Here is a 22,806-nt window from a genome sequence, read left to right as displayed (position 1 = left end):
TGCTGATTTAAAACTGCGATGGGGGAACCCGGAGCGGACCATTCAGGTGCCAGATGTTGATTAAGATCCCTGGTTATTTGAAAAACCGGCTTTATCAGCCACCGCATAGACACCGGGCGTCCTACGGGACACCAACGGTATTTGCCTGCCGGCGCTACCAATCCTGGTGGCCGTCCTTAAGTAAACGGTATTGCCCTTCAGGGTTACGTACCTCTACGGACATACAAAGACCCGGGTTCCGGTATACGGAACTACTGCATGTTTTTATTAGCTACCGGGACAGGTTGCTGTTCCGGTAACCATATAAGAAGTAGATCACCAGGCCGATGGCCATCCAAACAAAGAACCATAACCAGCTGATGGCAGGAATTTCGATCAACAGGTACAGGCAGGATAAAACGCCCATTACCGGGATAAATGAATACCGGCTGATCACTGTTTTGATGGTAAGCAGGGTGGCAATAACCAGGAACAGCAGGAATAAAACTTCCTGGTACCCTTCGTTCCCGATATTTTCAAAGGAGGTCACTGCCCGCTCACGGAACAGGTATACAAACAGTGCCAGCAATACAGGAATAATGTACCGCCCGTTGATATAAGGGATCTTAAATTTGCCGGGTTCCTTTTTAACGGGTGGTAATACCAGCAGTCCGCCACATACGAGGATAAATGCGAATAAGGTTCCGATGCTGGTCAGGTCGGTCACAAGGCCGCTTTCCAGGAACAGCGCCCCCAGTCCTACAATAACGCCGGTAAGGATCGTGGAAAAAGAAGGGGTCTTATAGCGGGGATGTATTTTCTGAAATACTTTCGGCAACAGCCCGTCCCGGCTCATGCTCATCCAGATCCTTGGCTGACCGATCTGGAAAACCAATAATACGGAAGTAGTGGCCACCACGGCACTTACAGAAACGATCTTCTCCACCCAGGGCGCTCTTTTTTCAAAAACAAAGGCCAGCGGGTCGGACACGTTTTTGAATGAAGCGTAATTTTCAATACCGGTCAGTATCAGTGCTACCGCAATATAGAGAACGGTACAGATCACCAGTGAGTAGATCATGCTGCGGGGAAGATCCCGCTGCGGGTTCCTGCACTCCTCTGCCGTTGTGGAAATGGCGTCAAAACCGATATACGCATAAAATACGGCTGATACGCCTTTTAAAACCCCTTCAAAACGATTGGGCAAAAAAGGAGTCCAGTTATTGGTATCTACAAAAAACGCACCGACAACGATGATAAAAATGATCACCCCGATCTTGAACAGCACCATAAAGTTGGCAGATTGCTTGCTTTCCTTGATCCCGATATAGGCCAGCCAGGTAATAAGCGCAGTAATGATAAACGCAGGCAGGTTCAGGAATACCGGCATGTTGCCGATCCTCGGTGCCGCGTTGTAGGCCTCGATGGCAAACCGGTGGTTCTTCAGATCTTCCGGTGTAAGCCCTGCAGTATTTCCGGCGAGGGTCTTTACCGCATCGTTATATGCGTTGATCGCTGTTTCGGGATCTACCAGCAGCCAGTCCGGAAGATGGATATGAAATACATGCACCAGCAGGTTATTAAAATAGCCACTCCAGGAAATAGCGACCACTATATTGCCGATCGCATATTCCAGAATAAGGGCCCAGCCGATCACCCAGGCTACAATTTCGCCAAAGCTTACATAGGAATAAGTGTAGGCGCTGCCGGATACCGGCACCCTGCTGGCAAATTCGGCGTAGCACAATGCTGAAAAGCCACAGGTAACCGCAGTAATAACAAATAACAATGATACACCGGGCCCGCCATGATAGGCCGCGCTGCCGATCGTAGAAAAGATACCGGCTCCCACTACTGCAGCAATTCCCAGGAACGTAAGGTCTTTTACAGTTAGTATCCTGTTAAGGCTATGCTCCTGCCCTTCCGGCTCAGCAATAATATTTTCTATCTTTTTTTTCCGAAAGATCGAGCCCCCCATCTATGATGAATTTTAGTGAAAATATTATAAAATGACGGATTTCAGTGATTTGTTCTTCTAATTTTCCCTTTTTACGAGTTGCTGGGCCAGTTCTTTAAGCGGGAGCTTTCTTTTGGAAACCACCGCCATATCATCAAAGTGGCGCAGGGCCTCATTGAGGAACTGATGTTTCAGCCGGATGGCCCAATCGTCAATTTTGCAGGACCGGTAAATATCCAGTACCCTGTTCACCTTATCCGGGTCGTTACCGGCCAGTAAGGCATCCAGCTCTTCTTTCTGCCCTCCCCGGGCATCTTCCAGTGCTTTTATCAGCAGGAAGGTCTTTTTGTTGGCAAGGATATCGCCACCGGCCTGTTTACCGAATTTTTCGGGATCGCCGAATGCATCCAGGTAATCATCCTGTACCTGGAAGGCCAGCCCGATCTTTTTTCCGGCCTGGTATAAAAGATCAAGATTCCCATAGCTGCCTCCGCCCAGGATCCCCCCCATTTGCAGACTGGCTGCAAGCAATACCGAGGTTTTCTGAGTGATCATTTCCAGGTATTCTTCCATTGTTACATTGCTGCGCTGCTCATAGTCCATATCCAGCTGCTGCCCTTCGCAAACCGCCACAGCGGTATGATTAAACAACTCCAGGATCCGCTGCACGAGGGCCAGGTCGATCCGGGAAATGTATTCATATGCCCGGATCATCATTACATCACCGGCGAGGATCGCTGTACTCTCGCTGTATTTGCTATGCACCGTCTGCCTGCCCCGGCGTAAAGGCGCTTTATCCATAATATCATCATGGATCAATGTAAAATTGTGAAACAATTCGATAGCAGTTGCCACATTCCAGGCATCGGGGTGAATATCTCCGAACAGCTCATTGGCCATCAGGCAAAGTACCGGCCGCAACCGCTTTCCACCCAGCGATAAAAAATAATTATTGGGTTCGTATAAAGTTTGCGGTTCCTTCGGAAAATGTGTTTTTTCAAATGTTTCTGAGAACAGTGTTGATAATTCTTCGAATGTATGCATGATCCAAAAATAACGGTTCTTCGGCAAATCAGAATTTGAAGGTCCGAAAATATGGAAACGTGGAAATGAGTACCCGGTACCGGGCATGCAACGGGTCAGACCTGTGTTAATAGCGAACAGGGAATAGTTGCCCCAATCTTCGGGAGACCACCGGGTATGAAACGGAGTTAACGTGAAGCTTTGAACCTGGAACCCAAAACCAATACCAGGCGCCTTCAGCTACTACGCCTTCTTTTTTCTTGAGGCCGTTTTTTTGGGCGCTTTCTGCTGTGCCGGCTGTACCCAATGGTAATCCAGGTAGCGCTTTTCAAGATTGGCTGCAACCACCTGTATCCGCACTTTATCGCCCATTGTAAATTTTGTACCCGTGCGCATACCGATAATAGCATAATCTGCTTCGGAGTGCTTAAATGAATCGTAACCGGCCAAACTGGTCATATTTACCATTCCTTCGCATAAATGGTCCACCGTTTCTGCCCAGAACCCGAATTTAGAAACCCCGCTGATAATGGCGTCAAATTCTTCTCCAACAAATTGCTGCATATATTCGACCTGCTTATATTTATTAGCACTGCGTTCTGCCTCCATAGCGGCCCGTTCCCGCTCGCTGCAGTGCCCGCATTTTTCTTCCAGCTTTTTATCGATCCGCGCTTTATCTTCCAGGATCTCCAAAAGGATGCGATGCACCATGATATCCGGATAACGGCGTATAGGCGAGGTAAAATGACAGTAATTCTCAAACCCAAGCCCGTAGTGCCCGATATTAGAAGAAGTATATTTGGCCTTGGCCATGGTCCGGATCCCCAGCTGCTGTAATACCGCCTCTTCCGGGCGGCCTTTTATATCTTTTAGCAGCTTGTCGAAAGATGCTGCAATCGTTTCGGCACTGGAGATATCAAATTTGTACCCGAACTTATGTGCAAATGCTACAAAGGGCAGCAACTTTTCTTCATCGGGCGTATCGTGAATACGGTAAGGAAACGGTAACGTTTTGTTATTGATCTTTACCTTTGAGGCGGTCTCCGCTACGTATTTATTGGCCAGCAACATCAGCTCCTCGATCAGCTGGTGTGCCTCCTTGCTTACTTTCAGCATAATGCCGGTGGGTACCCCTTTCTCGTCCAGTTTAAAGCGTACTTCTGTCGAATTAAAATTGATGGCCCCTTCATCGAAACGGCTCTGGCGTAACCGCTGGGACAGCTTATTGACAATACCGATCACTTCCGCATGATCTCCCTGCCCCGTTTCGATGATCGCCTGTGCTTCCTCATAAGTAAAGCGCCGCTTTGAGCGGATGACCGTTTTCCCCAGCCAGTACTGTTTCACCTCGGCTTTTTCGTTCAACTGGAAGATCGCCGAAAAGGTCAGTTTATCCTCATCGGGCCTTAAGGAGCACAACACATTTGATATATGCTCCGGCAGCATGGGATTTACCCTGTCCGGCAGGTACACGGAGGTAGCCCGCTGGTAGGCCTCTTCATCCAGGGCTGTTCCCGGGGTTACATAGTGGCTTACATCGGCAATATGTACGCCTACTTCATAGTTCCCATTCTTTAATATGCGGAACGAAACCGCATCATCGAAATCCTTTGCATCTTCCGGGTCAATCGTAAATGTGAGAATATTGCGGATGTCCTTCCGCTTTGCCAGGTCTTCTTTTGTAATGGCATCCGGAATACGGTTGGCCACTTCCATCGCTTCGTCCGAAAACGACAGGGGAAAGCCTTTTTCAAGCAGGGTTTCCTTCATTGCAATATCCCCGGCATGCGCTTCATCCAATATGGATATGATGGCGCCTACGGGACGTTTGTCCTCTTTTTCCCAACGCAGCATTTTTGCTACTACCTTCTGCCCGTTGAGCGCGCCATTCAGATGCTCCTCCGGTATATAAATATCGGGAAGCCCTTTTTCTTTATCGCCCAGTACAAAACCAAATCCCCGGTTCAGCTGCAGCGTTCCTATAAACTCGGTACGGTTCCGCTGTACCACTTCCATGATCTTACCTTTTAGCTTTACATCATACCCGGAAGTCAGCTTTACACGAACCACGTCGCCATCCATTGCATTGCGCAGGTCTTCGGGCCGGATGAGTACATCTTCCTCTAACCCCGGTACGATCACAAAGCCTCTTCCGGACTTTGTTACCTCCAGCGTTCCCTTCAACAACTGCTCACTGCCGGAAGATGATTTATTTTTCTTTTTCTTTATTTTTTTTGCCATATAAGCGTATGCGGTTTTTCAAAGTTTTGAATAAATTTCCTGATCAAGGTATCGAATTTTTCGCTCTCATCCAACAAAAAGCAATGCTGTACCGGTAAAGCAAACAATGCGATCCGCTGCAACTGTTCCCTGAACCTGACAAGCCGCGCCCGGTCCTTCTCGGTGGTTATAATAGCGGCTGTGCCTGCCTTAAAGGCTGCATAAGCCGCCAGCAGCCGGGCAATATCCTGTTCTTTGAAATCATAATGATCCTCAAAATAAAACTCCCGGATCTCTTTGCCGTACCGGTCCAGCTCTTTTCTCAGGGGCTCCGGGTTGGCAATACCGGTTACCAGCAGCAGGGTGTTAATACGATCCGGCGCCCATTCCTGCCCGTCAAAAACCGGGTACGGTGTTCCATACTGCAGGGAAGCGAAAAACAGCTGTTGCTCCGGCAGGGGCCTTATTTCACGGGTAATCTCCTGTTGCTCTCTGATCGTAAGATCAGCCGGGCATTTGGTTACCACGATGCAATCGGCTCTTTTATAGTGCGACCGGAGGTCTCTCAACTGCCCCGCCGGCAGGTAATCATCCGTTGGAAAACGATTGTCATAGGCCGTCAGCACAATATTAAAGCCTGCTGTAACGGCCCGGTGCTGAAAAGCATCATCCAGTATGATAACCCCGGGGTTGACCGTGCGGAGCAATGTTTCGATGGCCACTGCTCTCTTTTCTGAAACAACAACGGTGATATCCGGAAAGTTTGTATGAAACTGCAGAGGCTCATCACCAATCATCGCAGCCGTAGCGCCGTTGCCGGCCAGCAGGAAGCCCTTTGTTTTGCGGCCATATCCCCGGCTGACAGTTGCCAGGCGATACTGGTCCCTGAGCAAACGGACCAGGTACTCCACCATCGGGGATTTGCCGGTTCCTCCCACTGAAAGGTTCCCGACGCAGATAACCGGGAGCGGGTATGCGCGGCTTTTCTTTATGCCCGAATCATATAAAAAGCTGAAAATACGAACGCCTGCAACATAGAGCCACGAGATGGGTAATAGTAGTCTGTTCTTTTTTTTGATAACGTTCTTAAAACTCATAAATCCGCTGCGGCGTGATACAATAATTTAAAGGTACATCAAATTTATCGGTATCGGCAATCTGCGGAACCGGTTCAAAATAACTTAACCCAACCAGCAGGGCTTCCTGACGCACTTCCTTCAGGTACCGGTCGTACACGCCCTTTCCATATCCGACCCTGTATCCGCGTTCATCAAAACATAACAGCGGTACAAAGACCAGGTCCAGCTCTGCTGGTTCCGCAACAGGCCCTTCCAGCGGCTCGCTGATGCCGAATTCATTCACTCCAAATAAAGTATTGTCATCTACCCAAACCGCCTTCATCAGGGAAGTGGGAGCATCATAAACCGGGTATGCTACCTGCATGCCGGGATTCCGGAATTCAAGATAACTTAAGATCGCATCGGTGCTGATCTCCTTGCGCCGTTCGATAGCGGCATAACTGAATACGGCATGCAAAGGCGGCAGGGGTAACTGCTGCACCTGTATCAGCAGCAGGTCGTCCCAGATTGCCTGTTGTTTTAATGTGATCCGGGCACGCTTTTCCAGATATGCTGTTCTTGCCTCCGACTTTAGCATTCGTAAAAATACTGAAAAACCGCTAAGAAACAGGTAATGAGCCGGGGCAAACACATCCGGTTGCAATATTGATCCGCTCCGGGGCAACGTTGTATTTATAACAAATGCGAACGGTTTCATCAACCGGGCTCCCCTGGGAGCCTCGTGTTGGTTTTGCCCGGACAATGTTACGCGGCTCCTGCAGGAGCCGGGATCTTCTCTTGAATACCCTGCTACAAACACGAGGCACTTCCAGTGCCTGATCCCGTTCCGGCTTGCCCTCTTTTCACCGGATTGAGATGCATTTGCCCCGCCTCCCACTGCAACGCAAACACATCTGATGGCAGCATTAATCCACTCCGGAGGAGCGTTGTGTTTATAGCAATCGTCAGGATTGAACCAGGAAGCGCTTCTTAGCGAGAGTTACGCATGCAGTATCCAGGCAGATCCATTGGTAGTAAGCCCTCTTCCGCCTTAAACACCCAGCCTGTTTATAAATACAGAAAAAATAGTGGTGCCATAATTTTTTTCAAAGCTGTATTTTTCAAATTGCTTATAATCATTACGGGGCGTGTGTTCCAGCACAAACCATCCGTTTTCTTTCAGCAATTGTTTTCCGATAATGATTTTCGGAAGCTCGTCAATAGCAGTGAGTGCATAAGGCGGCCCGGCAAAAATAAAATCATAAGAAGTATTACAGGTTTCCAGGTATTTGAAAACATCCATTTTTATAAATTTAATGTTTTCAATCTTCAGGGAAGCCGCTGTTTTTTTTATAAATTCGAACATAGCATTGTCCTTTTCGACAATAGTCAGATCCCCTGCGCCCCTGCTGGCCAGCTCGTAACTGATACTGCCGGTGCCCCCAAACAGGTCAAGCGTCTTGATTCCCTCAAAGTCGATCCGGTGCTGCAATACGTTAAAAAGTCCTTCCTTAGCTACATCCGTAGTAGGCCGGGTATAGGGCATCTTTGCAGGGGGATGGATCTTTCTTCCTCCTAAATCACCGGCGATAATTCGCATAGGGCAACCTGTTTTAAAGTAGTGAAATAGTGCGCCGGGTAAGCCAGTGCCGGCTCTTCTGCCCAGCCGGCATTCATTAACCGGATATTCAGAAAATAAGCGTACAGCATTTTATAAAGCTGTGCATCCGCATCAATAAGCCCGGATATATTCAACTGCAGTTCTGTTTGCGCAAGCCCGTAAACCTCGGCGATTTTAAGCAGGTAAAACAGCACATCCTCCGGTGCGCGGTAGGTATAATGCTGCGCCAGGAGCAGGCCTCCGTCCTTAGCCGCTACTACAGAAAACCTGTGATCAATAATATTAACATCCATAACCGAACCGGCACGGTCACCCAGCACCTCCGCAATACGGATCTTTTGCAGGTGCCAGTAAGAAGCACCCGGGATGTGATGGATGCACAGGTTCAGCAAGGTAAACGGCACCGAATAGTTCAGCGCAATATCTGTTCCTACATACTCGTTTAAAATATGATCCTGCGGATCGGCCCCTGCCAGGTGCAGCAAGGCGCTGTTATCACCCTGGTTCAGTTCGGCCGGCAGCAGCGTATAGGCCGGAAAATCAAAAGCGATGATCTTTTTTTGCAACGGGTCCTGCACCCCGGGGATGTCCTTCAATATACCTGCCAGGTCATCTGTTGCGGCCGTATACCATTTCAGCATTCCCAGTTTTGAACCCAGGGCGTCGCAAACTGCATAGGCCAGGTACCCGGGTCCGGCCTGGATAGCCAAAACGCTGTTTTCAGGGTCTAAAAAATATGTTCCGTTTATTTCAAATCGCGGCTGCACTTGCTTTTATTATTAAGGAGGCAAACGTACATAAAATTTTTGATTTCGGTTTTTGTATTGCCGGGGGAGAACGATTGCCACAGAGGCCCTGAGGAAACACTGAAATGCGGTGAAGCCGTAGCGACCTTTCCGGAAGATCTGCGAAACTCATCAGCAGGGGGCCTTTCTAGCAGATCCACCCAGATTTTTTACACAGACAGCGCAGAAATATCAGCGGGAAAAGGATTACCCCCTGCGCCTTGCTCCCTGGCGTCGTTGCGTGAAATAAACCGCCACATCCGCTATTACGGATACAGTAAATACTGTTTCCGCATCTTCCTGTAGGCCGCTAAACCCGGTTCCCAACTTTTACGGATCTCGGCTTCCGGTTTGCCCTCCATGACCTGTTTTTTAAAATCATAAACGCCCGCCAGTTTATCGATATCCCCCATCTGGTTGCTTTGTGTCCTGTCGAAGAACTTTGAACGATCGGGGTAAGCCTTGTACAGATCGATCAGCCAGCTGATATTGATCTGGCGTTTTCGGATCAGTTCCGACATATCATATTTCCGCAGATCCAGTCCATAACAGGTCTGATCTTTATGCAATGGTGTAGCGCTCATTCCTTTAATGCCAACCGGTGTAAAGGAGAAATCATACCGTCCCTTCAGCGCCGGAGCGCCCAGCACTGTAAAGGGATAATAGGTACCGCGCCCCTGGCTGATAATGGTTCCTTCAAAAAGACAGAGCGAAGGATATAATAAAATGCTTTGCCGGGTATTCAGGTTGGGAGACGGAGCCACCGGCAACGTGTATGGCTCGTCATGCGTATAATGGGCCACCGGTATGATTTTGATCCTCGCCTTCATTTTACCGGGCAGCCATCCTTCCCCGTTGATCATTTGTGCCAGCTCTCCAATGGTCAGTCCATGGGCAATAGGTATCGGGTAAGCCCCGATGCCTGATTTCAGCCGCATATCCAGTACGGGTCCGTCTACCAGGTACCCGTTCGGGTTAGGCCGGTCCAGGATCAGCAGCTCTTTATTATTTTCGGCACAGGCCTCCATGATGCGCCCCATTACATTGATATAGGTATAAAACCGGGTACCTACGTCCTGTACATCAAAGATCATAATATCCACGTCGGCCAGGTCCTCTTTAGAAGGCTTGCTCTTTTTCCCGTACAGGGAGATCACCGGGATCCCCGTTTTTGTATCTATCGCATCATTAACGGACGCACCGGCATCTGCGTCGCCGCGGAAACCATGCTCCGGGCCAAAGACCTTTACGATCTTTATGCCCCGGGCCAGCAAACTGTCAACAAGGTGCTTGTCGCCGATCCTTGTAGTGGGGTTGGCCAGTACTGCCACCCTTTTTCCCGCCAGGTACGGAACATAGCTCTCTGTCTGGTCCGCGCCGGTCTTGATACCGGTATGCCTGCCGGTTAGCGGTTCAGGTATGCGTGCAGTGGCACAGGAAATACATGCGGCAACCAGGAACAGGTTAAAGAATAGAAGCTTCATCATCATTGTTTTTAGAAATTCAGATCCGACCGTTGCTAAAATACAGCTTCCCTGCGGGATATGTAAAATGAAACATAGTAAATAAAAAAATGTAAAGATGGAGCTGCTGATTATATGGAATATCCCGGAGGCTATTCTTCATCCTCAATGCCCGCACCCGTTTGGCAGACGGATTTTATATGGGCTGCTTCGCCCCAAAGCACTAACGACCGTTAACAAAAAGAAAAATCCCCTACATTTGTTAAAAACAATCCAGGATGTTACCAACAGAAGTATATATTATTTCAGCTGTGCGCACCCCGCTGGGCAGCTTTGGCGGAGCACTGAGGGAGCTAAGCGCCACGCAGCTGGGCGCCATCGCTATTAAAGGAGCCCTTGCCAAAGCCGGCATTGAACCCCGGCAGGTAGACGATGTGGTCATGGGGTCTGTATTACAGGCCAACCTGGGACAGGCCCCTGCAAGGCAGGCTGCAAAATTTGCCGGACTGCCGGACACTGTTAATTGCACCACTATTAATAAAGTATGTGCCAGCGGTATGAAAGCGATCGCCGTTGCGGCACAGAGCATTGCTCTGGGTGACGCCGCCGTTATAGTGGCCGGCGGGATGGAAAGTATGAGCAATGTTCCGTTTTACCTGGACAAAATGCGCTGGGGCAATAAGTACGGGAATAGTGTAGCCATTGATGGTTTGGCAAAGGATGGACTCACCGATGTGTACAACGGTGAAGCAATGGGCATGGCGGCCGAATTATGCGCCGGTGAATGCGGTATTTCAAGAGCGGATCAGGATGCATTTGCCACAGAAAGCTATCACAGGAGCCAGGCGGCCTGGGAAGCCGGAAAATTTAACGATGAAGTGGTGCCCGTTGAAGTTCCTTCGCGCAGGGGAGATCCTGTTATTTTTTCAAAAGATGAAGAGCCCTTCAATGTCAGGTTTGATAAAATGGCAACGCTGAAGCCTGCTTTCAAAAAAGACGGGACCGTTACAGCGGCCAATGCCAGTACGATGAACGACGGGGCCGCCGCCCTGGTATTGATGAGCAAGGCAAAAGCGGAAGAGCTGGGCCTGAAGCCCGTGGCCAAAATACTTGCCTATGCCGATGCTGAGCAGGCGCCCGAATGGTTTACCACCACCCCGTCCCTTGCTGTTCCCAAAGCAGTTGAAAAGGCGGGTTTAAACATGACGGATATCGACTTTTGGGAGCTGAATGAAGCATTCAGTGTCGTAGGCATTGAAAATACAAAGCGTATGAGGCTGGATCCGGAAAAGGTGAACGTGAACGGAGGCGCCGTATCCATCGGCCATCCTTTAGGCGCCAGCGGGGCCCGGATCATCGTTACCCTGATCCATATATTAAAACAACAAAACGGCCGGTATGGAGCTGCCGGTATCTGCAATGGCGGCGGTGGCGCCAGCGCAATGGTGATTGAGCGGATAATTTGAAAATTTGGGAATGTGTAAATAGGATCGCTCTTCAAATATCAAACAAAATCCAACGTTAAACCAGGAACAAGCGTTCAGCATTCTGCCTTTAGCGTTTAGCGTTTGCCCCGTCGCTGATCGCTTTTATAATCTTCACCGCATGCTCGCGGGAGTTTTCAATAAACAGCCGGTGGGTGTTCATCCCCCCGCAGATGACGCCCGCCAGGTAAATGCCCTTTACGCTGGATTCGTGGGTACCCGGGTCCAGCACCGGGCACCGGACCCCATCATGACTGAGTTCTATGCCGATCTGTTCTAAAAACCGGAGATTGGGCTGGTAACCGGTAGCCGCGATCACAAAATCATTTTTCAGGGTAACGGGTCCCTCCGGTGTATCAATATCCACTTCATGCATTCTTATTTCCCTGATGGTGGAGTTAAAAAAGGCCTTTATAGAACCCTCCTTAATGCGGTTCTCGATATCCGGCCGCACCCAGTACTTCACCCTTGACCCGATCTCCGGACCACGCACAACCATCGTAACCCGTGCACCCTTACGCCAGGTTTCCAGCGCAGCATCCACGCCCGAATTCATGGCTCCTGCCACAACCACATCCTGGAATGCATAATAATGGGGATCTTTATAATAATGGGTCACTTTGGGCAGCTCTTCCCCCGGGACATTCAGCAGGTATGGGATATCATAAAAGCCGGTAGCAATAATGATATGATCGGCGGTATAGGTATGCTGAACCGTGATCACTTCAAACAGGTCCATTGTACGGGTAACCTGCTCCACACCTTCAAACAGCCGTATATTCAGACTGAAAGAACCGGTAACCCGGCGGTAATATTCCAGCGCTTCGTTCCTTGTGGGCTTGGGATTATTGGATACAAAGGGCACTCCCCCGATCTCCAGCCGTTCCGATGTGGAAAAAAAGGTCATATTTACCGGGTAGTTATAAAGCGAGTTCACGAGACTTCCCTTTTCCAGGATCACATAATCCATTCCCGCTTTTTGTGCTTCGATGGCACAGGCCAGTCCGATAGGGCCGCCGCCAATAATAATGATCGAAAAATGCTGCATCCTGCAAATTTCAAGGATCAGCTCCCAAATCCCAAATTTCCTTCTTTGGTATTCTGACGCATCTCACTTAAATTTGCCACTCTTAAAATGACAATCTACAAAGTATGGCAAGGAGTATAGCTTTCAGGGAAGCCCTCAGAGAGGCAATGAGCGAAGAAATGAGAAGAGATGAACGCGTGTTTCTGATGGGCGAGGAAGTAGCAGAGTACAATGGTGCTTACAAAGTGAGCCAGGGAATGCTGGCCGAGTTTGGTGAAAAAAGGGTGATCGATACCCCCATTTCCGAGCTGGGATTTGCTGCTGTTGGTGTAGGAGCCGCTCAAAACGGTTTACGCCCCATAGTAGAATTTATGACCTGGAATTTTGCCGTGCTGGCATTAGATCAAATTTTAAATACCGCTTCTAAAATGCTGGCAATGAGTGGAGGACAACTGTCCTGCCCTATTGTTTTCAGAGGCGGAAACGGCTCTGCCGGACAATTGGGCGCACAACACTCTACCGCATTTGAGTCGCTTTATGCAAATATTCCCGGTATTAAAGTAGTTTCTCCAAGTAACCCATACGACGCCAAAGGACTTTTAAAACAAGCCATCCGCTACGAGGAAGACCCGGTGATGTTTATGGAAAGCGAAACCATGTATGGTGATAAAATGGAGGTTCCCGAGGAAGAATATTACATTGAGCTGGGTAAGGCCGATGTAAAAAAAGCAGGAACAGATGTAACCATTATTTCGTTCAATAAAATGATGAAAGTGGCACTCGGTGCTGCTGCGGAGCTGGAAAAAGAAGGCATTAGTGCCGAAGTGATCGACCTGAGAACCATCCGCCCCCTGGACATGGATACAATCCTTGCTTCGGTGCGTAAAACAAACCGGCTGGTGATCGTGGAAGAACAATGGCCGTTTGCTTCCATCTCTTCAGAAATATCCTACCGCGTACAGAAAGATGCATTTGACTACCTGGATGCACCGATCCGCCGGATCACTGCTGCGGATGCACCCCTGCACTACGCCCCCAACCTGGTTGCCGCCGCGTTGCCGGACGTACCCAGGACCGTGAAACTGGTAAAAGAAGTGATGTATATGAAGAAATAAACCGTTGCCGGTCCCTGCCGGCAAACTCCGGAACCGGGTGTTGCATATCTTAAGGATAAAACTAAAAAGAACCTGTGGCAAAAATTAAGAACAACGATAATCAACACGAGATCCTGATCATTGATGACGAAGCATCTATCAGGAAAACGCTTTCGGAGATCCTTTCTTTTGAAGGTTACCGGATTTCGGAAGCAACCAACGGAGAGGAAGGGCTGAAATTATTTTCAGAAAAGACCTTTAATGCCGTTCTCTGCGATATCAAGATGCCGAAAGTGGATGGCCTCGAGTTTCTTGAAAAGGCCAACATTCTTGCTCCTGATGTTCCCATCATTATGATCTCCGGCCATGGCAACATTGAAACAGCCGTGGAAGCAGTAAAAAAAGGCGCCTACGATTTTATATCAAAGCCACCGGACCTCAACCGGCTGCTGATCACCATCCGCAATGCGATGGAGAAAACATCCCTGGTAGCAGAAACCAGGGTCCTTCGCAAAAAAGTTTCAAGGGTCCAGGAAATTGTAGGCACTTCCGGCCCCATTCAAAAGATCAAAGATACGATCAACAAGGTGGCCCCCACGGAGGCCCGTGTGCTGGTAACCGGCGCCAATGGTGTGGGTAAGGAACTGGTAGCCCGCTGGATCCATGAGCTGAGCAACCGGTCCAACAGCCCCCTGGTAGAAGTAAACTGCGCCGCCATACCAACAGAATTAATTGAATCAGAACTATTTGGGCACGAAAAGGGATCTTTTACTTCAGCTATAAAACAGCGCATCGGAAAATTTGAACAGGCCAATGGAGGAACCTTGTTCCTGGATGAGATCGGCGATATGAGCCTGAATGCACAGGCCAAGGTACTGCGGGCTCTGCAGGAAGGAAAGATCACGCGCGTTGGCGCTGATAAGGACATCAACGTAGATGTACGGGTCATTGCGGCCACCAATAAAGACCTGCTGCAGGAAGTGGAGGACAAAAATTTCAGGCTCGATCTTTATCATCGCCTGAGTGTGATCCTGATCAATGTACCTTCCCTCAACGAGCGCAAAGACGATATCCCCCTGCTGGTAGACCAGTTCCTGGATGATATCTGCAAAGACTACGGGATCTCAAAAAAAGGAATAGATGAAGGCGCCATTGAATCATTGCAGCAATATAACTGGACCGGTAATATACGGGAGCTCCGGAATGTGGTAGAGCGCCTGGTGATCCTGAGCGGAAAAACGATCACAGCCGCCGACGTACAAAATTATGTTGCCATCGGTTAACAGCAGCTCAGCTCCCCCTATCCAAAACCAGTAGTTCCTGCTGCCGGCAGGTATCCACAAATGACCATTTTACGGAAGGGTATGCCATGATCAAGAAAGTTATCATTTATTTTTTAGCTAAATGTCCGGCCCCGTTCAGGGACTTCGTCTTTAGTATTAAACGCTATACCCTGTTCCCGAGACCGGATGCCCCTCCTCCTTTTTTTCTCCTGCTGGTTGATGGCGGAATTTATCATGGCGGGTTTGCAGACCGGATGAAAGGCATTGTATCCTGCTTTGCTTTTTGCAGGCAAAACGATATCCCGTTCCGGATCCATTATACCTTTCCTTTTCCCCTGGATGATTTCCTGGTCCCCAATGAATATGACTGGACGCTGAAAAACGATGAGTTTATTACAAGGAATTTTGCACAGGCAAAATACCTTAATCTTGTAGGCTCCTCTTCTATTAAACGCCTGACGCAATTGAAAAAAGGAAAGCAGCAGGTACATTGCTATGCCAACAGGGATGTGCTGGAGCAGCTCAACACCTATTATCATACCCACCAGGTCTGGGGGGATCTGTTCCGGCAACTCTTCCGGCCAGCAGCAGCGCTGCAGCAGGAGCTCAACAACAAACGGGAACAGCTTCCTGCCGGATACACAGGTGTAGCCTTCCGTTTTCAGAACCTGCTTGGGGACTTTGAGGAATACAAAACCGTTCCACTCGTTCCGGAAGAGCAATCGGAACTCATTGACCGGTGCCGGTCTTTTTTAGTGCGCTTTCAACAGCAGCTCCAAATGCCGCTTTTTGTCACTTCAGACAGCTATATTTTCTCTCAATCCCTGTCCGGCCTGGAAAATATCTATTGCTTCCCGGCTCAAAACCTGCACCTGGATCACCAACACATTCATCCGTCAGCAACCTACCTGAAGTCATTTATAGACTTCTTCCTGCTATCGGAAAGCCGGAAGGTATACGCTGCAGGAACAAAGCAAATGTATGCAACGGAATTCCCGGTATACGCTGCCCGCCTCAACGGGCGGCCGTTTGAAAGACTCCTGATCGAATAAATAAGAGGCCGGGAATGACCGGGAACGGCGAAAATAGATCGCAGGCAGCCCCGGATTAGCTTTTAACCAATAAATTTACAGTCAGATAAACGGCATCAATAAGACTCTTAATGCAACAATAACAGGTGAACACAGATTTTAAATATGGTTTTTGGGGCTATTTCAGGTTTTATTATTCGATACTGGGAAGCAGGTTATACCTGTTCATTGCACTCAATATCCTGGTAGGGCTTTTAGATGGTGTGGGCCTTGCCCTGTTTGTGCCCCTCATTACGATGCTTTTTGATAGCGGGGCCGCTGGCAGCGGATCCATTGGAAACGTAAAATATTTATCGGACGCGCTGGCCGCATTAAATATCCCCCTCAATATGTCCGGCATCCTGCTGGTCGTAGCCCTGTTATTTTCGGTAAAAGGCCTCATCCGGTTTATACAGATGCAGTTCTTCTTTAGAATGCGCTTCCTGTTTATCAAAAAAATACGGGCAGCAATGCTTCAGCAGCTCAACGACATTTCCTATTCGGGCTTTTTGCAACTGGATGCAGGAAAAATACAGAACAACCTTACAACAGAAATATCGAATCTTTTTGCCAGTATGAGCGGTTACTTCTATACGATCCAGTATGCCGGCATCCTGATCACTTATTACCTCCTGGCATTTGCAGCCAATTTTCAATTCGCTACCCTGGTAATCATCAGCGGGGTCCTGAGCAATCTCCTTTTTAAAAAAGTCTTTTCAAAGACTCAAAAACTCTCCGGCGACGTTTCTCAAAAAGGGAATTTCTTCAGCAGTTTCCTGATCCAGGCGGTCACTCATTTCCGGTATCTTAAAGCAACCAATTACTTTAAGCGCTACCTGAAAAAGCTGAGAACTGTGGTTGACGAAACGGAGCAGCTGAACCTCAAAATGGGCAGGCTCCAGGCCCTGTCTGAAGGAATGAAGGAGCCTGTTGCCATCATCGTTATTGGCACGGTCATTTATATACAGTTCCGGTTTTTCCCCGGGAGCAACAAAAGCACCATCCTGGTGAGCCTGTTATTGTTTTACCGCTCCCTTTCGCAACTAAGCCTGTTGCAAACAAGCTGGCAGCATTTTATACAAAATACCGGGAGCGTCCGTTCCGTAACGCGCATGATCAAACAGATGAACCAGCTTAGGGAGCCCCCCGGAACGCTACAGGAAGAACCTGCTGATATTGGATCTATTGAACTGACCGATGTGGCTGTTCAGTACGATACAATGACCATACTGGAAAACGTATCTCTTTCGATCCCGCTCAACCAAACCGTTGCATTTGTTGGTGAAAGCGGCTCCGGGAAAACCACACTGGCCCATGTTATTATCGGCCTGATCCCTCCTACGTCCGGATCCGTTCTTATAGGCAACAGGTCCATTGAAACCATGAACCTGCCTTCATACCGGGATAAGATCGGTTATATTGCGCAGGACCCCGTTGTATTCAATGATACCATTTTTAACAATGTCACGTTCTTTGCGCCTCCTTCACCGGAAAACAATGCCCGTTTCCGGAATGCGGTACGGGATGCATCTCTTGAAACATTTATAGCATCTCTGCCCAACAGGGAGCAGACCCATGTTGGCGACAATGGTATCTATATATCGGGCGGGCAGAAACAGCGGCTGTCTATTGCCCGTGAGCTCTATAAGAACTGTTCCCTTTTTGTTCTGGATGAAGCCACTTCAGCGCTGGACTCCGCTACTGAAAACAGCATTCAGCAAAATCTTGACCTGCTCCATGGCAACCGGACGGTGATCATCATTGCGCATCGCCTGGCCACTATAAAAAAAGCCGATATAATTTACGTCATCAAAAACAAAACGATCCAGGCCAGGGGAACCTTTGATACCCTGAGCCGGGAATCTGAGCTGTTCCGGAACATGATTGCGGCACAGCAATACTAAAACAGGCATTTATGATAGAACAGCAAAAAATCATCGACTTCTATGACGACTATATCGGGTACCAGGTCCGGGTAGGCATTAATGAACGGATCTATGGCCTGTACCGGAGAATGATCCGTTTGGGACTCAACAAACGCTCCAGGGTGCTCGAACTGGGTTGTGGCATCGGATCCCTGACCCGCCTGTTAGCCCATTGTATAAAGCAGGGAAGCATCGAGGCAGTCGATATCAGCCCGGAGTCCGTCGCATATGCCGGAGATCACCTGTCCAATGCCCATACCCGGTTTGTTACAGCAGATATTGTCCGGTATACGCCCACATTAAAGAATATCGATTTCATCACCTTATTTGATGTGCTGGAGCATGTTCCCCTATCGCTGCACCCGGCGCTTTTAAATAACCTGTTAAAAGCCTGCACTCCGCAAACAAAGATATTGATCAATATCCCTAACCCCGATAGCCTGGTGTACGACATTGAGCAGGGCTCCGAAGGGCTGCAGATCATCGATCAGCCGGTTGTTATATCCACTTTTATAAAGGATGCCGACCAGGCCGGTCTGAAACTCGACTTTTTTGAGACCTATGACATCTGGCACAAAAACGATTATACGTTTATACAGCTTAGCCCCAGGAGCACATTTGAAAAGACAGACCTGGCGTCGCGGCGCAGTCTTTTTCAGAAAGCAGTTAAAAAGATGCAGCGGATATACTTCCGGACAAGGTACCGGTAACAGGGCTGACACAAAAAGCAGGCTCCTTCCTTTTAGTCCGCCTTCCGGGTTGGGCTCACAATATTCCCGTACCAGTCAGTTATTTTCTTTCCCACAACAGCATAAGGAAAGGTATGGAGCGCATGCTGAACAATGGCCTCCTGATCGTACATCGGATAATGCCTGCGTACATGCCGGATCGCGTTTTCCAGGGCAGGCTCATCCCGTGCCGGTACAAGGACTCCGTTCGCTTCATTGACCAGCTCCGCAATCCCCCCTACATCGCTCGAAACAACAGGCACTCCACAGCAGAAGGCCTCCCCGATAACACAGGGGGAATTTTCAGAGTCGCTAAAGATCACCAGCAGGTCTGTAGCCTGCAATTCCTCAGCTACCTTGCTATAAGACAGACCACCCGGCAGCCGTAAAAAGGGATACTTTTCCTGGTACAGACTATTTAATGCAGCAGGCAGCCCGATAACTGTAAATGAAAAATCAGCAGCAGGCAGCCGGCTAAAGACGCTGATGAGTCCTTCCACATTCTTCTTTTTGGCTCCGTTGGAAATGTGCAGGCACCGGAACGGACCACTATGATTTCTTTTTTTATAGAAAAAAAGAGCCGTATTAACCACATTCGGAATAACAGTATATGGCACATTGCCTGCCAGCCCCTGAATTTCTTTTCCCAGGTAATCACTTACAGAATGCACGGCGGCGGCTTTAGCAAAGATGCGTCTATGCATGCGCCGGAACCAGGACGGGCGCTGATCATAGTTATGATCGACCACCTTATTATATCCATCCCAATGCTCGGTAACCACATATGGGATCCCAAACTTTCTTTTTGCCCATAAAGCGATCCATCCTGCTTTAAAGGGAATGTGGACATGTATCAGGTCCGGCATTCCGTCCCGGCTAATATAGGACCGTACTGCTTTTTTGTAAAGCCGGAACCATTTATAATAAGATCCTATCTTTTTCAGTGGCCCCCGGCCTTTAGAATAATAAATGAGCTCCTCGGTAAGATTCGGATACCCGGGGTCCCGGCTGGTATCATATAAAACGCCCGACCCATCCGGGTCAGGCGTGAGTTTTATGATATGAACCTGGTTGTATAGGGAAGCCGCCTGTGCATGGCGCTGTACAAAGTCGCCCTCAAAAGGTGATAACCTGTTGGGATACCAGCTGCAAAGCCAGAGCACCTTCCGCATATGGACGGTTTATTTCAACGCTTTAATGATCTCAACAAAATCTACGGCCACCAGGGATGCACCTCCAACAAGGCCGCCATCCACGTCGGGACAGGAGAACAGTTCTTTTGCGTTGTTAGCCTTCACGCTTCCGCCGTAAAGAATGGAAATGCCATCGGCCGCTTCCTGGCTGTACTGTTTCGCAATCACAGAACGCAGGTAGGCATGAATTTCCTGGGCCTGTTCTGTAGTGGCTGTTTTACCGGTACCAATCGCCCAGATGGGTTCATAAGCGATCACTACATTCTTCAGATCTTCTGCAGACAGGTGGAACAATGATTCCTTCAGTTGCTTTTCAACATATTCATTTTGCGTGCCTGCCTCCCGGATGCTCAGCGGCTCACCGCAACAGAAGATGGGCTTCAGACCCGCTCCCAGTAACAGATCCAGCTTTTCAGAAATTTCAAGGTTGGTTTCATTGAAGTATTCCCGGCGTTCACTATGGCCAATGATACAATACTGGATATTGAGCGACTTGAGCATATCCACAGATACTTCCCCCGTATAGGCGCCTGATTTTTTGTTGGAGCAGTTCTGGGCCGCTACATAAAAATTCTTAAGAGTATTTACCTTCTCATTCGCCGTCATCAGGTAAGGAAAAGGAACACCAAAGATCACGACCTGGTGCTCGCTGGTCTCCACGTTCTCATCCAGAATATCTTTCAGCAATTGCTGTCCTTCTACATACGTTAAGTTCATCTTCCAGTTAGCCGCTGCTATTTGCTGTCTCATGATTTCTTTGTTTTTGTTTGATTATAAATATGGGTAATTAACGCTTTTTCGTTTTCAGTTATGGTTTGTTTTTTAGTTTGCATCCACCGCTCCAGGTGTTCTAACGCTTTTGGCAGGTCATATATTGTATCTGTGTTATACCCCCAGGAAAAGGAAGGTATCCATTTGGGAGTAAGCCCTGCGCCAAAGATATGGGTACAGATCCCCGTAACCGTACCGGAATTAAAGGAGGTATTGATGGCCGCTTTTGAATAATCGCCCATCAGCACCCCGCATTTCATGCCGGCCCGGTACAACCCCGATGGCAAAGTGATGCGGATATTCCCTGCCGTATTTTTCAGGTTGCTGTTACTGGTGCCCGCCCCCAGGTTACACCAGCTCCCGATCACCGAATCGCCCAGGTAACCATCGTGCGCTTTATTGGAAAAGGGAAACAACACCGAATTCTTGATCTCGCCGCCTACGGTGCAATAAGCGCCAATGGAGCTTGCCCCGTAGATCCTTGTTCCCATCTTTACCACGGCCCGCTCACCGATAAATACCGGCCCGCGGATACAGGTACCTTCCATCACCAGGGCGTTTTTTGAAATATATACCGGCCCTTCATCTGCATTGATGAAAGCGTACCGCACATCGGCGCCTTCTTCTATAAAAACAGCACCAGCAGTGCTCAGCCGGTTTCCTTCATTTGCCGGAGCCGATTGCCGGCCCGCTGTAAGCAGCTCAAAATCAAAATGGAGCAACCGGGCGTTTTTTTCAAAGATATCCCAGCCATATTCGATAAGATCAAGGTCCGTTCCCGGGACATGGCCAACCGGCGTACCGGAAAAATCAGCCTCAGCCCGGCCATAACCGATGAGGACACCGCCCGGGTCCAGCTGCAGAAAATCGCCTTCCGAAAATGTTTTGAGTTGCGCTATCAATTGACGGGAAGGCAGGAGGTTTGCCGGGATGAACCAGCAAAGCCCGGGGCCCTGTTGCAATTCCTTTTCAACGATCAGTTCCCAACGGCGGCGGTTGGTCATCATGCCTGCCGGTATTTCTTCCACTGCCGTTGTAAGGCTGAAAGGGAACAGCTTCCCGGGCTGATACAGTTGATGGGTGAAAATGACAGAACGCATATGAGGCGCCTAAGATAAACAGAAATGAGGGCAAAACAAAACCCCGGGGGCTCCGGGGTTTGTAAAATCGAAAAAATTGAACCAATTATTTCTTGGCGTATTTCTTTTTGAATTTGTCGATACGACCTGCCGTATCCACCAGCATATTCTTACCGGTAAAGAAGGGGTGTGAAGTGCTTGAAATTTCCAGTTTTACAACCGGGTATTCATTGCCGTCTTCCCACTGAATGCTCTCTTTGGAATTGGCAGTAGAACGGCTTAAAAAGGTATCGCCGTTACTCATGTCTTTAAAAACTACTAAACGGTAGTTCTGCGGATGGAGCCCTTGTTTCATAATTATATGATTTTTAAGGTTGTACGGATTTTGCCGTACGGTTATGAATAAAATTTGAGGTGCAAAGGTACGAAAAATATTAAATGTAAAATAATGAATGTAAAATTTAAAATGGAGGCCCTGTTTTTCAGCGTGGCCATAGGATCCGCCCCCCTTCTACATGTTACATTTAATATTCTTTATCTGACATTCCGGCTGCTCAGCTGCGCATATTTTCCACCTGCAACGGCACTCCCAACTCCCAGCTTTTTGACGCCTGGATCACGCTTTGCAGATCATCGATCTTCTTGCCCGTTACCCGTACCACATCCTCATGAATAGAAGCCTGCACCTTCAGACCAGCGTCTTTAATAAGCTTGATGATCTTCTTGGCGTCCTCCTGCCGGATACCATTGCGTACCTCGATCTCTTTTTTCCAGGCCTTCCCGATCTGGCTCCCCTCCTTGCCCAGATCAAAAGCTTCGGGGGCGATCCCCTGTTTGTGCGAACGGCTGACCAATACATCCAGCAGCTGTTTCATCTTCATATCGTCCTCGGTCTCCACATTGATCCTGAACGCTTTTTTATCCAGGTCGATCACCACATGTGATCCTTTAAAATCAAAACGGTTGGTAATTTCTTTCTTAACCACATTTACGGCGTTATCCAGCGCCTGTGCGTCTACTTTACTGGTAAAATCAAAAGAAGGCAT

Annotated in this window: 20 protein-coding genes; 6 read left to right on the top strand and 14 right to left on the bottom strand. The window is 48.7% G+C overall.

Annotated elements, in window-relative coordinates:
* Positions 1–271 precede the first annotated feature (271 nt).
* The 8 genes from BLS44_RS20750 to BLS44_RS20715 form a co-directional block, all read right to left on the bottom strand.
* Entirely contained in the window at positions 272–1,957 is a 1,686-nt protein-coding gene (locus BLS44_RS20750) for an amino acid permease (RefSeq protein ID WP_090392152.1), read from the bottom strand.
* Positions 1,958–2,014: 57 nt separating this feature from the next.
* The gene (locus BLS44_RS20745) at positions 2,015–2,980 is read right to left on the bottom strand and encodes a polyprenyl synthetase family protein (RefSeq protein WP_090392151.1); all 966 of its coding nucleotides are present in this window, start codon (positions 2,978–2,980) and stop codon (positions 2,015–2,017) included.
* Positions 2,981–3,202: 222 nt separating this feature from the next.
* Positions 3,203–5,200: a ribonuclease R gene (rnr, locus tag BLS44_RS20740; protein ID WP_090392150.1), complete on the bottom strand. Its 1,998-nt coding sequence runs from the start codon at positions 5,198–5,200 to the stop codon at positions 3,203–3,205.
* The gene (gene lpxK, locus BLS44_RS20735; protein WP_090392149.1) at positions 5,185–6,276 is read right to left on the bottom strand and encodes a tetraacyldisaccharide 4'-kinase; all 1,092 of its coding nucleotides are present in this window, start codon (positions 6,274–6,276) and stop codon (positions 5,185–5,187) included. Before lpxK ends, rnr begins: the two co-directional genes overlap by 16 nt.
* Positions 6,266–6,835, bottom strand: coding sequence for a 5-formyltetrahydrofolate cyclo-ligase (locus tag BLS44_RS20730; protein ID WP_090392195.1), 570 nt, complete (start codon positions 6,833–6,835; stop codon positions 6,266–6,268). The genes lpxK and BLS44_RS20730 overlap by 11 nt, the downstream gene beginning before the upstream one ends.
* Before the next feature lie 453 nt (positions 6,836–7,288).
* Positions 7,289–7,837 carry an RsmD family RNA methyltransferase gene (locus BLS44_RS20725; RefSeq protein WP_090392148.1) on the bottom strand — a complete coding sequence of 183 codons (549 nt, stop codon included), beginning with the start codon at positions 7,835–7,837 and terminating at the stop codon, positions 7,289–7,291.
* On the bottom strand, positions 7,813–8,625 hold the full coding sequence (locus BLS44_RS20720; protein ID WP_090392147.1) for a DUF3822 family protein: 813 nt from the start codon (positions 8,623–8,625) through the stop codon (positions 7,813–7,815). The genes BLS44_RS20725 and BLS44_RS20720 overlap by 25 nt, the downstream gene beginning before the upstream one ends.
* Positions 8,626–8,909: 284 nt before the next feature.
* On the bottom strand, positions 8,910–10,127 hold the full coding sequence (locus tag BLS44_RS20715) for an exo-beta-N-acetylmuramidase NamZ family protein (RefSeq protein ID WP_090392194.1): 1,218 nt from the start codon (positions 10,125–10,127) through the stop codon (positions 8,910–8,912).
* Between the two features lie 257 nt (positions 10,128–10,384).
* Here BLS44_RS20715 and BLS44_RS20710 point away from each other — a divergent pair, with 257 nt between their 5' ends.
* Positions 10,385–11,572, top strand: a complete 1,188-nt coding sequence (locus BLS44_RS20710) for an acetyl-CoA C-acyltransferase (protein WP_090392146.1) — start codon at positions 10,385–10,387, stop codon at positions 11,570–11,572.
* 88 nt (positions 11,573–11,660) lie between these two features.
* On the opposite strand, the gene BLS44_RS20705 is transcribed toward BLS44_RS20710, so the two are convergent.
* Positions 11,661–12,638 carry a YpdA family putative bacillithiol disulfide reductase gene (locus BLS44_RS20705; RefSeq protein ID WP_090392145.1) on the bottom strand — a complete coding sequence of 326 codons (978 nt, stop codon included), beginning with the start codon at positions 12,636–12,638 and terminating at the stop codon, positions 11,661–11,663.
* A 104-nt stretch (positions 12,639–12,742) separates the two neighbouring features.
* Here BLS44_RS20705 and BLS44_RS20700 point away from each other — a divergent pair, with 104 nt between their 5' ends.
* The 5 genes from BLS44_RS20700 to BLS44_RS20680 all read left to right on the top strand — a co-directional run bounded on the left by BLS44_RS20700 (position 12,743) and on the right by BLS44_RS20680 (position 18,699).
* On the top strand, positions 12,743–13,732 hold the full coding sequence (locus tag BLS44_RS20700; protein WP_090392144.1) for a pyruvate dehydrogenase complex E1 component subunit beta: 990 nt from the start codon (positions 12,743–12,745) through the stop codon (positions 13,730–13,732).
* A gap of 74 nt (positions 13,733–13,806) precedes the next feature.
* Entirely contained in the window at positions 13,807–14,994 is a 1,188-nt protein-coding gene (locus BLS44_RS20695; protein WP_090392143.1) for a sigma-54-dependent transcriptional regulator, read from the top strand.
* A gap of 86 nt (positions 14,995–15,080) precedes the next feature.
* Positions 15,081–16,046 carry a hypothetical protein gene (locus BLS44_RS20690; RefSeq protein ID WP_090392142.1) on the top strand — a complete coding sequence of 322 codons (966 nt, stop codon included), beginning with the start codon at positions 15,081–15,083 and terminating at the stop codon, positions 16,044–16,046.
* A 125-nt stretch (positions 16,047–16,171) separates the two neighbouring features.
* On the top strand, positions 16,172–17,968 hold the full coding sequence (locus BLS44_RS20685; RefSeq protein ID WP_090392141.1) for an ABC transporter ATP-binding protein: 1,797 nt from the start codon (positions 16,172–16,174) through the stop codon (positions 17,966–17,968).
* 11 nt (positions 17,969–17,979) lie between these two features.
* On the top strand, positions 17,980–18,699 hold the full coding sequence (locus BLS44_RS20680) for a class I SAM-dependent methyltransferase (RefSeq protein ID WP_090392140.1): 720 nt from the start codon (positions 17,980–17,982) through the stop codon (positions 18,697–18,699).
* 32 nt (positions 18,700–18,731) lie between these two features.
* Here the strand turns inward: BLS44_RS20680 and BLS44_RS20675 are convergent, their stop codons facing one another.
* From BLS44_RS20675 to BLS44_RS20655, 5 genes are all read right to left on the bottom strand, one after another.
* Positions 18,732–19,889, bottom strand: coding sequence for a glycosyltransferase (locus tag BLS44_RS20675; protein WP_090392139.1), 1,158 nt, complete (start codon positions 19,887–19,889; stop codon positions 18,732–18,734).
* Between the two features lie 9 nt (positions 19,890–19,898).
* Positions 19,899–20,660: a triose-phosphate isomerase gene (gene tpiA, locus BLS44_RS20670; RefSeq protein WP_090392138.1), complete on the bottom strand. Its 762-nt coding sequence runs from the start codon at positions 20,658–20,660 to the stop codon at positions 19,899–19,901.
* The gene (locus tag BLS44_RS20665) at positions 20,657–21,781 is read right to left on the bottom strand and encodes a putative sugar nucleotidyl transferase (RefSeq protein ID WP_090392137.1); all 1,125 of its coding nucleotides are present in this window, start codon (positions 21,779–21,781) and stop codon (positions 20,657–20,659) included. Before BLS44_RS20665 ends, tpiA begins: the two co-directional genes overlap by 4 nt.
* 85 nt (positions 21,782–21,866) lie before the next feature.
* Entirely contained in the window at positions 21,867–22,115 is a 249-nt protein-coding gene (locus tag BLS44_RS20660; RefSeq protein WP_090392136.1) for a type B 50S ribosomal protein L31, read from the bottom strand.
* A gap of 199 nt (positions 22,116–22,314) precedes the next feature.
* Positions 22,315–22,806 carry a YajQ family cyclic di-GMP-binding protein gene (locus BLS44_RS20655; RefSeq protein WP_090392135.1) on the bottom strand — a complete coding sequence of 164 codons (492 nt, stop codon included), beginning with the start codon at positions 22,804–22,806 and terminating at the stop codon, positions 22,315–22,317.

The organism is Niabella drilacis, from assembly GCF_900101395.1.
GTDB classification, from domain to species: Bacteria; Bacteroidota; Bacteroidia; order Chitinophagales; family Chitinophagaceae; genus Niabella; species Niabella drilacis.
This window is presented reverse-complemented; position numbering and strand designations above follow the sequence as displayed.

Coding starts and splice junctions, on each gene's coding strand:
- BLS44_RS20660 (WP_090392136.1), bottom strand. CDS start 22,115: ATGAAACAAGGGCTCCATCCGCAGAACTACCGTTTAGTAGTTTTTAAA.
- lpxK (WP_090392149.1), bottom strand. CDS start 6,276: ATGAGTTTTAAGAACGTTATCAAAAAAAAGAACAGACTACTATTACCC.
- rnr (WP_090392150.1), bottom strand. CDS start 5,200: ATGGCAAAAAAAATAAAGAAAAAGAAAAATAAATCATCTTCCGGCAGT.
- BLS44_RS20680 (WP_090392140.1), top strand. CDS start 17,980: ATGATAGAACAGCAAAAAATCATCGACTTCTATGACGACTATATCGGG.
- BLS44_RS20655 (WP_090392135.1), bottom strand. CDS start 22,806: ATGCCTTCTTTTGATTTTACCAGTAAAGTAGACGCACAGGCGCTGGAT.
- BLS44_RS20665 (WP_090392137.1), bottom strand. CDS start 21,781: ATGCGTTCTGTCATTTTCACCCATCAACTGTATCAGCCCGGGAAGCTG.
- tpiA (WP_090392138.1), bottom strand. CDS start 20,660: ATGAGACAGCAAATAGCAGCGGCTAACTGGAAGATGAACTTAACGTAT.
- BLS44_RS20725 (WP_090392148.1), bottom strand. CDS start 7,837: ATGCGAATTATCGCCGGTGATTTAGGAGGAAGAAAGATCCATCCCCCT.
- BLS44_RS20675 (WP_090392139.1), bottom strand. CDS start 19,889: ATGCGGAAGGTGCTCTGGCTTTGCAGCTGGTATCCCAACAGGTTATCA.
- BLS44_RS20745 (WP_090392151.1), bottom strand. CDS start 2,980: ATGCATACATTCGAAGAATTATCAACACTGTTCTCAGAAACATTTGAA.
- BLS44_RS20690 (WP_090392142.1), top strand. CDS start 15,081: ATGATCAAGAAAGTTATCATTTATTTTTTAGCTAAATGTCCGGCCCCG.
- BLS44_RS20700 (WP_090392144.1), top strand. CDS start 12,743: ATGGCAAGGAGTATAGCTTTCAGGGAAGCCCTCAGAGAGGCAATGAGC.
- BLS44_RS20750 (WP_090392152.1), bottom strand. CDS start 1,957: ATGGGGGGCTCGATCTTTCGGAAAAAAAAGATAGAAAATATTATTGCT.
- BLS44_RS20730 (WP_090392195.1), bottom strand. CDS start 6,835: ATGCTAAAGTCGGAGGCAAGAACAGCATATCTGGAAAAGCGTGCCCGG.
- BLS44_RS20715 (WP_090392194.1), bottom strand. CDS start 10,127: ATGAAGCTTCTATTCTTTAACCTGTTCCTGGTTGCCGCATGTATTTCC.
- BLS44_RS20710 (WP_090392146.1), top strand. CDS start 10,385: ATGTTACCAACAGAAGTATATATTATTTCAGCTGTGCGCACCCCGCTG.
- BLS44_RS20705 (WP_090392145.1), bottom strand. CDS start 12,638: ATGCAGCATTTTTCGATCATTATTATTGGCGGCGGCCCTATCGGACTG.